Below are 6,932 nucleotides of genomic sequence, written 5' to 3'. Positions count from 1 at the left end.
ATTTCTTAACTGATCGGCATTACCGATTAGGTGGTTTTTTTATATCTAAATATTACGGCTATATACTAATATGCTTAAACAAATAAGCAATTGAGTGACAGGCAAAGAGTGTAGATAGCTAGGCAAAAAAAACGTTATTTAGTTGCTCTAAATAACGTTTTTTTGAATGCAGCTAGCACTTGGCTTAGCCTCTAAAATGCTTAAGTATTATTGCAAGTTAATATTACTCAATTTTAAACTTCGCAGTGGCATCTAAAAGGTTATCTGAAAGGTAGTGTAGGTTTTTCGCTACATCCCTCACCGCCGCGAGTGAGTCCATGGTGTCTTCAAACGATTCATGCATATTCGTCACATTTTCTACAACCATCGCAGCAACCGATGTTTGCTCTTCTGTTGCAGCGGCGATTTGTGAGTTCATACCATTTATTTCTAGCATTTGCTCTGCAATTTTTTCTATCGAAACGCCAGTTTTCTCTGCGGCTGTTGCATTATCTGTGGCCATATCTCGCGCTGATGTCATCGCCGTCACAGACTCATTTGCAGCCTCAGTCAAGGTGCTAAGTAACTCACGAATTTCATTCGTTGAATGTGCTGTACGTGATGCAAGCTCTCTTACTTCATCCGCAACCACGGCAAAGCCTCTACCATGCTCACCTGCACGAGCCGCTTCTATAGCAGCATTTAGTGCTAATAAATTAGTTTGCTCAGCAATAGATGTAATCACATTAAGAATTTGAGACACATTTTTTGTATCATCAGCTAACTTATTGATAGTTGAGGCAGCTTGATTTATTTCATCACTTAACGTACGCGAGGCGGTGACTGACATTTGAACTTGAGTTCTGCTTTGTTCTACCTCTTTTTCTGCTGTTTGCGCTGCATTTGATGCACTTGCCGCCGATTGAGAAATATCACCCACGCTTTGCTTCATCTCTTCCATAGACTGTTTAACCACCTCAGCCTCTGTTGTTTGCTTTGTGGTTGCGCGTTCAGCCTGCTCCATACCTTGCACTAAGCGAGTTGAGTTCTCCATTAGTGGCTCACATACCGCGATTACTTCAAGTACTGTTTTTTTCAGCAAAGCGATGAAAGAGTTGAAGTTAATTGATACTTGACCAATTTCATCCTCTGAATTTACGCTCAGATTAGTGCTCAGCGACCCTTTACCGTTTGCGAGTAGACTCAGGTTATTAGCGGCATCACTTGCAGAGGCTGCAATACGTTTGGCAATCCAAATAGCCATAAATAGCAGTAAAATTAACGAAACAATAGATACCACCAACATAAGTGTTAGTGCGTGATCAGAACGCTCTTTAGTACTTGCAACTAATTCAAAAAAGCGATCGTCTGCTTTTGCTTGAGCGGTTTTAAACCTTTCAAGCACATCATTATACAGTGCTGTTTTTCTTTGTGCTTGTTGCTGAATTTTACTAAAGTCAGCCGTTCCATTTACCATGCCATTGGCAATACTGGCTGATATTTTTTCGTAATTTGCTAACTGAACTTTCGTGTCACTATGAATATACGAAGCGTTTATTTGCTCAACCGCATTTATGTTGTTACTTAGTGCATTGTATGTATCAGCTGCTTTCTCTACTAACTCCTGCTCTCCAAATGTAACTGCTTGCGTATAAAGCTCATCGAGCTTTTCTAAAAGACTTACATTTGCTGAAGTTAACTTAACAACCTGATATGAAGACTTTTCCATTTCATCAAGTGCGATTCTATTGTCATTCATTGCAAAGTAATTAATCAAAACGATTGCTAAAAATGCTACAACCGCAATGCTGGTAATCGCATGTATTTTTTTACTTATGCTGAGGTTTTGAAAAGAGAAGCCTGAAGCCATTGTGTATACCTTATTTTGTTGTCTATATCTATTATCGGCTTATTACCTATAAGTGTTAACTAAATTTGTAATATTTCTAGTTTTTTTTACAAATACAGCGAGTTTTAAACAACTAATAAACGCAAAAAGGATCAAGCGATTAATAAGTGAGCAAATTGAAAATTTCCCATAAAAAAACCAGTAACATTGCTGCTACTGGTTTTATAATTTGGTGCGGATGGGGGGACTTGAACCCCCACGCCCGAAAGCACTACCCCCTCAAGGTAGCGTGTCTACCAATTCCACCACATCCGCATTTTTAAGCTTTCGCTTAGGTGTTAAACTTATTGACTTACTTGAGGAGTATAAGTCGTTTAACGTTAGCTTTACGCTAAATTAGTTTGGTACGTCAGAGCTCTGCTGTTGAGTAACAGGTACGTCTTCTTCTGCTGGTGCTACAGTTTCTACTGCAGGTGCTGCTTCAAGGTTTTCCCACTCATCGGTCTTTTTAATTTGACCGGCAGTTAAGTTACCTAACACAATACTTAAAACAAAAAACACTGTTGCTAAGCTTGTTGTTGTTTTGGTCATGAAGTTACCTGCACCTGATGAGCCAAAAACTGTGCCCGAAGCACCGGCGCCAAATGAAGAACCCATGTCTGCGCCTTTACCTTGCTGGATTAAAACCATACCAACTAAAGCTAAAGCAACAACTAAATAAACTACTAATAAAATTTCGTACATCTTATACGGTCCCTTTTGCACTGTTACAGATTGCAGTGAACGAATCTGCTTTTAGACTAGCACCGCCAATAAGGCCGCCATCTATATCTGGTTGTGCAAATAATAATTCGCTATTTTTTTCGTTAACGCTACCACCATATAAGATGGTAAGCCCTTGTGCTAAATCGCTATCTAATGAAGCAATTTTGTCACGGATAAATTTATGAACAGCTTGTGCCTGTTCTGGCGATGCAGTCTTACCTGTGCCTATGGCCCAAACGGGCTCGTATGCTATCACAGAATCTTTCAGTGCTGCTACACCTAATTTCCCAATTACTGCATCAATTTGTGCAGCAACCACCTGTTCGGTTTGACCGTTTTCTTGTTCGCTCTCGCTTTCACCAATACACAAGATAGGTGTTAGTCCCACTTGCTGTGCACGGGCAAATTTTGCGGCTACGGTTGCATTGCTTTCTTTGTAAATACTGCGTCGCTCTGAATGACCTACGAGTACGTACTTAGCACCTAAATCTTTAATAAGCTGAGCATCCACTTCACCGGTAAAGGCGCCTGGGGTATTTTCACTGAGCGTTTGGGTACCCGTGGTAACACCACTGTCAACCAGTGCTGATACTAATGGAAATGGAGGAAATAAAACAATGTCTATCTCATTTGATTTAACACTGTTAATGGCATCAGACAGTTGAGTGACAAGCTCTAAAGAGCCATTCATTTTCCAGTTGCCTGCGACCAATGCCTTACGTATTGCCATTTTCCACTCCAGATTAGAAAGCGGGCGAGATATTAACTTTTCTCGCCCTAAGTTACAAGAGGTTATTGTTCTCAATCAGTTTATTTGCTCATAGATTCGACAACTGCTGCAATTTTTTGCGCGCTGTCTATGACTATTTTTTCTTGTTCGGCTTCAACCATAACACGTACTACCGGTTCAGTGCCTGATTTACGAAGTAAAACACGGCCTTTTTCGCCTAAAGCTTGCTCTACTTGCGCAACCGCATCTTGTACTTCTGGTGCTTGTGTAGGGTCTGTGCCAGGTGTGTAACGTACATTAATCATTTTCATTGGGTACTTTGTAAAACCAGCCCCTAAATCTTGTAATGTGCGATTTTGAGCCACCATTGCAGCCAATACCTGAAGGCTTGAAATGATACCATCACCCGTGGTGATTAAATCGAGGTTTAATACATGGCCTGAGCTTTCACCACCAATTCTCCACCCTTTTTGCTGCAGCATTTCCATTACATAACGGTCGCCAACTTTACTGCGCGCAAATTCAATTCCTTTTGCTTTTAATGCATTTTCAAGCCCCATGTTCGACATAACCGTGCCAACAACACCACCACCAAGCATATGATCTTCAGCCGCTTGGCAGGCAATAATGTAAACTAAGTCATCACCGTCAAATACGCGACCGTTGTGATCAACCATCATTACGCGATCACCATCACCATCGTAAGCAATACCCACATCGGCTTTATGCTCTAGCACTTTGCGCTTTAACGTATCAACGTGTGTAGCACCACATTCATGGTTTATATTCACCCCATTAGGCTCACATGCATGAGTAATCACTTCAGCGCCTAGCTCACGCATTACCGACGGTGCAATATGGTAGGTTGCGCCATTGGCACAATCTAGTACAACTTTTAAACCTTCAAGTGATAAGCCTTGTGGAAATTGGCTTTTACAAAATTCAATATAGCGCCCATCAGCACTTACTAAGCGCGAGGCTTTACCAAGTTTATCTGAGGCAACACAGGTCATTGGTTCATCAAGCATCGCTTCAATTTGTAGCTCAACGTCGTCATCCAATTTTAAGCCTTGGCCATTAAAAAACTTAATCCCGTTATCGTAATAAGGGTTATGCGATGCACTAATTACAATACCTGCTTCGGCTCTGAACGTTTGCGCTAAATATGCTACAGCGGGCGTTGGCATTGGCCCAAGCAGTACGACATCTATTCCTGCGGCAATTAAACCAGCTTCAAGCGCGGTTTCTAGCATGTAACCTGAAATACGGGTATCTTTACCTATAATTACTTTTTTTGTTCCACTTAGAGACAAAACTCGACCTGCGGCCCAGCCTAATTTCATTGCAAACTCAGGGTTAATTGGAGCTGTGCCCACTAAACCACGTACCCCATCGGTACCAAAATATTTTCTTTCGCTCATTATAAAGCTCCTTTTTCGCAAGCTTGGAGTACACCAAGCGCATCTGCTGTTTCTTTTACATCGTGTACACGAATAATTTTTGCGCCATTTTGCGCGGCAATTAACGCACCGGCTAAGCTGCCCGCTAATCGCTCATCTGTTTTTCTGTTTAGCAAATTACCTATCATCGACTTGCGTGAAAGACCTGCTAAAAGCGGTAGTTCAAATTTATTAAATGCATTAAATTTAGCAAGTATTTCAAAATTATGCTCTAGGGTTTTGCCAAAGCCAAAACCTGGGTCGAGGATAAGTTGCTCCACCTTAATACCCGCTGTTTCGCATGCGCTTATACGCTGCTCAAAAAAGAGGTTAATTTGCGCTAGCAAGTCAGTATAAGTGGGTTCACTTTGCATTGTCCGTGGCTGCCCTTGCATATGCATTAAACAAATTGCTACATCGGGATACTTAGCAAGTGTGCTAAGTGCGTGGGGCTCTTGTAATGCACGTACGTCGTTAACTATATCAGCACCTGCTAAAATCGCCTGCTCCATGACCTGTGCTTTACTGGTATCTACCGATATAACGCAGTCACTTTTAGCTCTAATGGCTTTTATTGCAGGTATCACACGATTAAGTTCATCGTCTAAATTAACATCTGGCGCGCCTGGACGTGTAGACTCCCCGCCAATATCAATGATAGTTGCACCCTCGTCTAGCAACTGCATTGCCTGTTGCACCGCGTGCCCTGTATCTAAAAACTTTCCACCATCAGAAAATGAATCTGGGGTCACATTTAAAATCCCCATCACACATGGTTTTTCTAAATTAAGTTTACGCCCACGGGGAAGGTTTATTATGTTAGTCATCGCCAACCTTTTAGTTATTTGATACAAAAAAGCCCCGAAGTACGGGGCTTTTAAAGTATTATTTTAACGATTATTCAGCTTTATCATCAAGGTTTGTTTCATCTTTTTTCGATGAATCATCCGGTTTTTGGCTTTCATCAACCAGCTTTTCTTGAGGTGCGACTGTTTTAGTTGGCTTATCGTCTAAACGGTCATGTGCATCACGTGGTTCACGCACAGGCTGACGCGCCATTAAATCATCAATTTGTTTAGCATCAATTGTTTCGTATTTCATTAATGCATCTTTCATCGCATGAAGAATATCAATATTTTCTTTTAATATATCTTCTGCTCTTTGATAATTACGGTCTGAGAATAAGCGTACTTCGGCATCAATTACTTTAGCTGTTTCATCAGACATGCTCATTGCGCGACCACCGCCGCCACCCATGTACATCTCGTTTTGATCTTCAGCGTAAAGTAACGGACCTAGTTTTTCACTCAAGCCCCACTGCGTTACCATTTTACGTGCAATATCTGTTGCACGCTCAATGTCGTTACTCGCACCCGTTGTTACTTTGTCTTCGCCATAAATAAGTGCTTCAGCAATTCGGCCACCGTAAAGGCTTGAAATCATTGACTCTAAAAGCTCTTTAGAATGACTTACACGGTCCTGTTCAGGTAAGTACATAGTTACACCAAGGGCACGGCCACGTGGAATAATCGACACTTTATAAACTGGGTCGTGCTCTGGCACCATACGGCCAACAATAGCATGGCCCGCTTCATGGTAAGCCGTCATTTCTTTCTCTTGCTCACTCATCACCATGGTCTTGCGCTCTGCACCCATCATGATTTTATCTTTAGCAGCATCAAATTCGGCCATACTTACAACACGTTTATTACCACGTGCGGCATAAAGTGCGGCTTCGTTTACAAGATTTGCTAAATCAGCACCAGAGAAACCAGGCGTACCACGTGCAATAACTGCCGCTTCTACGTTATCGCCTAATGGCACTTTACGCATATGTACTTTAAGAATTTGCTCACGGCCACGAATATCAGGCAAACCAACCACTACTTGACGGTCAAAACGACCAGGACGAAGTAATGCAGGGTCTAGTACGTCAGGGCGGTTAGTTGCCGCTATAACGATAATACCTTCGTTACCTTCAAAACCATCCATTTCTACTAGCATTTGGTTTAGCGTTTGTTCACGTTCGTCGTGTCCACCGCCCATGCCAGCGCCACGCTTACGACCTACAGCATCAATCTCATCTATAAAGATAATACAGGGTGCAGCCTTTTTAGCTTGCTCAAACATGTCACGTACACGCGATGCGCCCACACCAACAAACATTTCA

General features: G+C 42.0%; 5 protein-coding genes, 1 tRNA gene and 1 pseudogene. All 7 read right to left on the bottom strand.

Features of this window, described 5'->3' with window-relative positions; all coding sequences use genetic code 11:
- Positions 1-223 precede the first annotated feature (223 nt).
- Complete coding sequence (locus B4F91_RS04020; RefSeq protein WP_248443086.1) at positions 224-1,849, bottom strand: methyl-accepting chemotaxis protein; 1,626 nt, start codon at positions 1,847-1,849, stop codon at positions 224-226.
- A 209-nt stretch (positions 1,850-2,058) separates the two neighbouring features.
- A tRNA-Leu gene (locus B4F91_RS04015) sits at positions 2,059-2,143 on the bottom strand.
- 81 nt (positions 2,144-2,224) lie between these two features.
- The gene (gene secG / locus B4F91_RS04010) at positions 2,225-2,572 is read right to left on the bottom strand and encodes a preprotein translocase subunit SecG (protein WP_004587340.1); all 348 of its coding nucleotides are present in this window, start codon (positions 2,570-2,572) and stop codon (positions 2,225-2,227) included.
- Position 2,573: 1 nt separating this feature from the next.
- A complete protein-coding gene (tpiA, locus tag B4F91_RS04005) occupies positions 2,574-3,323 on the bottom strand; it encodes a triose-phosphate isomerase (RefSeq protein ID WP_286938045.1) in 750 nt (249 codons plus the stop codon).
- Between the two features lie 80 nt (positions 3,324-3,403).
- A complete protein-coding gene (gene glmM / locus B4F91_RS04000) occupies positions 3,404-4,744 on the bottom strand; it encodes a phosphoglucosamine mutase (RefSeq protein ID WP_004587342.1) in 1,341 nt (446 codons plus the stop codon).
- Positions 4,744-5,589: a dihydropteroate synthase gene (gene folP / locus B4F91_RS03995; RefSeq protein WP_286938048.1), complete on the bottom strand. Its 846-nt coding sequence runs from the start codon at positions 5,587-5,589 to the stop codon at positions 4,744-4,746. Before folP ends, glmM begins: the two co-directional genes overlap by 1 nt.
- Before the next feature lie 186 nt (positions 5,590-5,775).
- Positions 5,776-6,932, bottom strand: a pseudogene (gene ftsH / locus B4F91_RS03990) (ATP-dependent zinc metalloprotease FtsH); the annotation flags it as partial.

This window comes from Pseudoalteromonas sp. UBA6610 (genome assembly GCF_002433295.1).
Classification (GTDB): domain Bacteria; phylum Pseudomonadota; class Gammaproteobacteria; order Enterobacterales; family Alteromonadaceae; genus Pseudoalteromonas; species Pseudoalteromonas atlantica.
The sequence above is the reverse complement of the archived record's forward strand: the minus strand, read 5'-3'. Positions and strand labels throughout refer to the sequence as shown.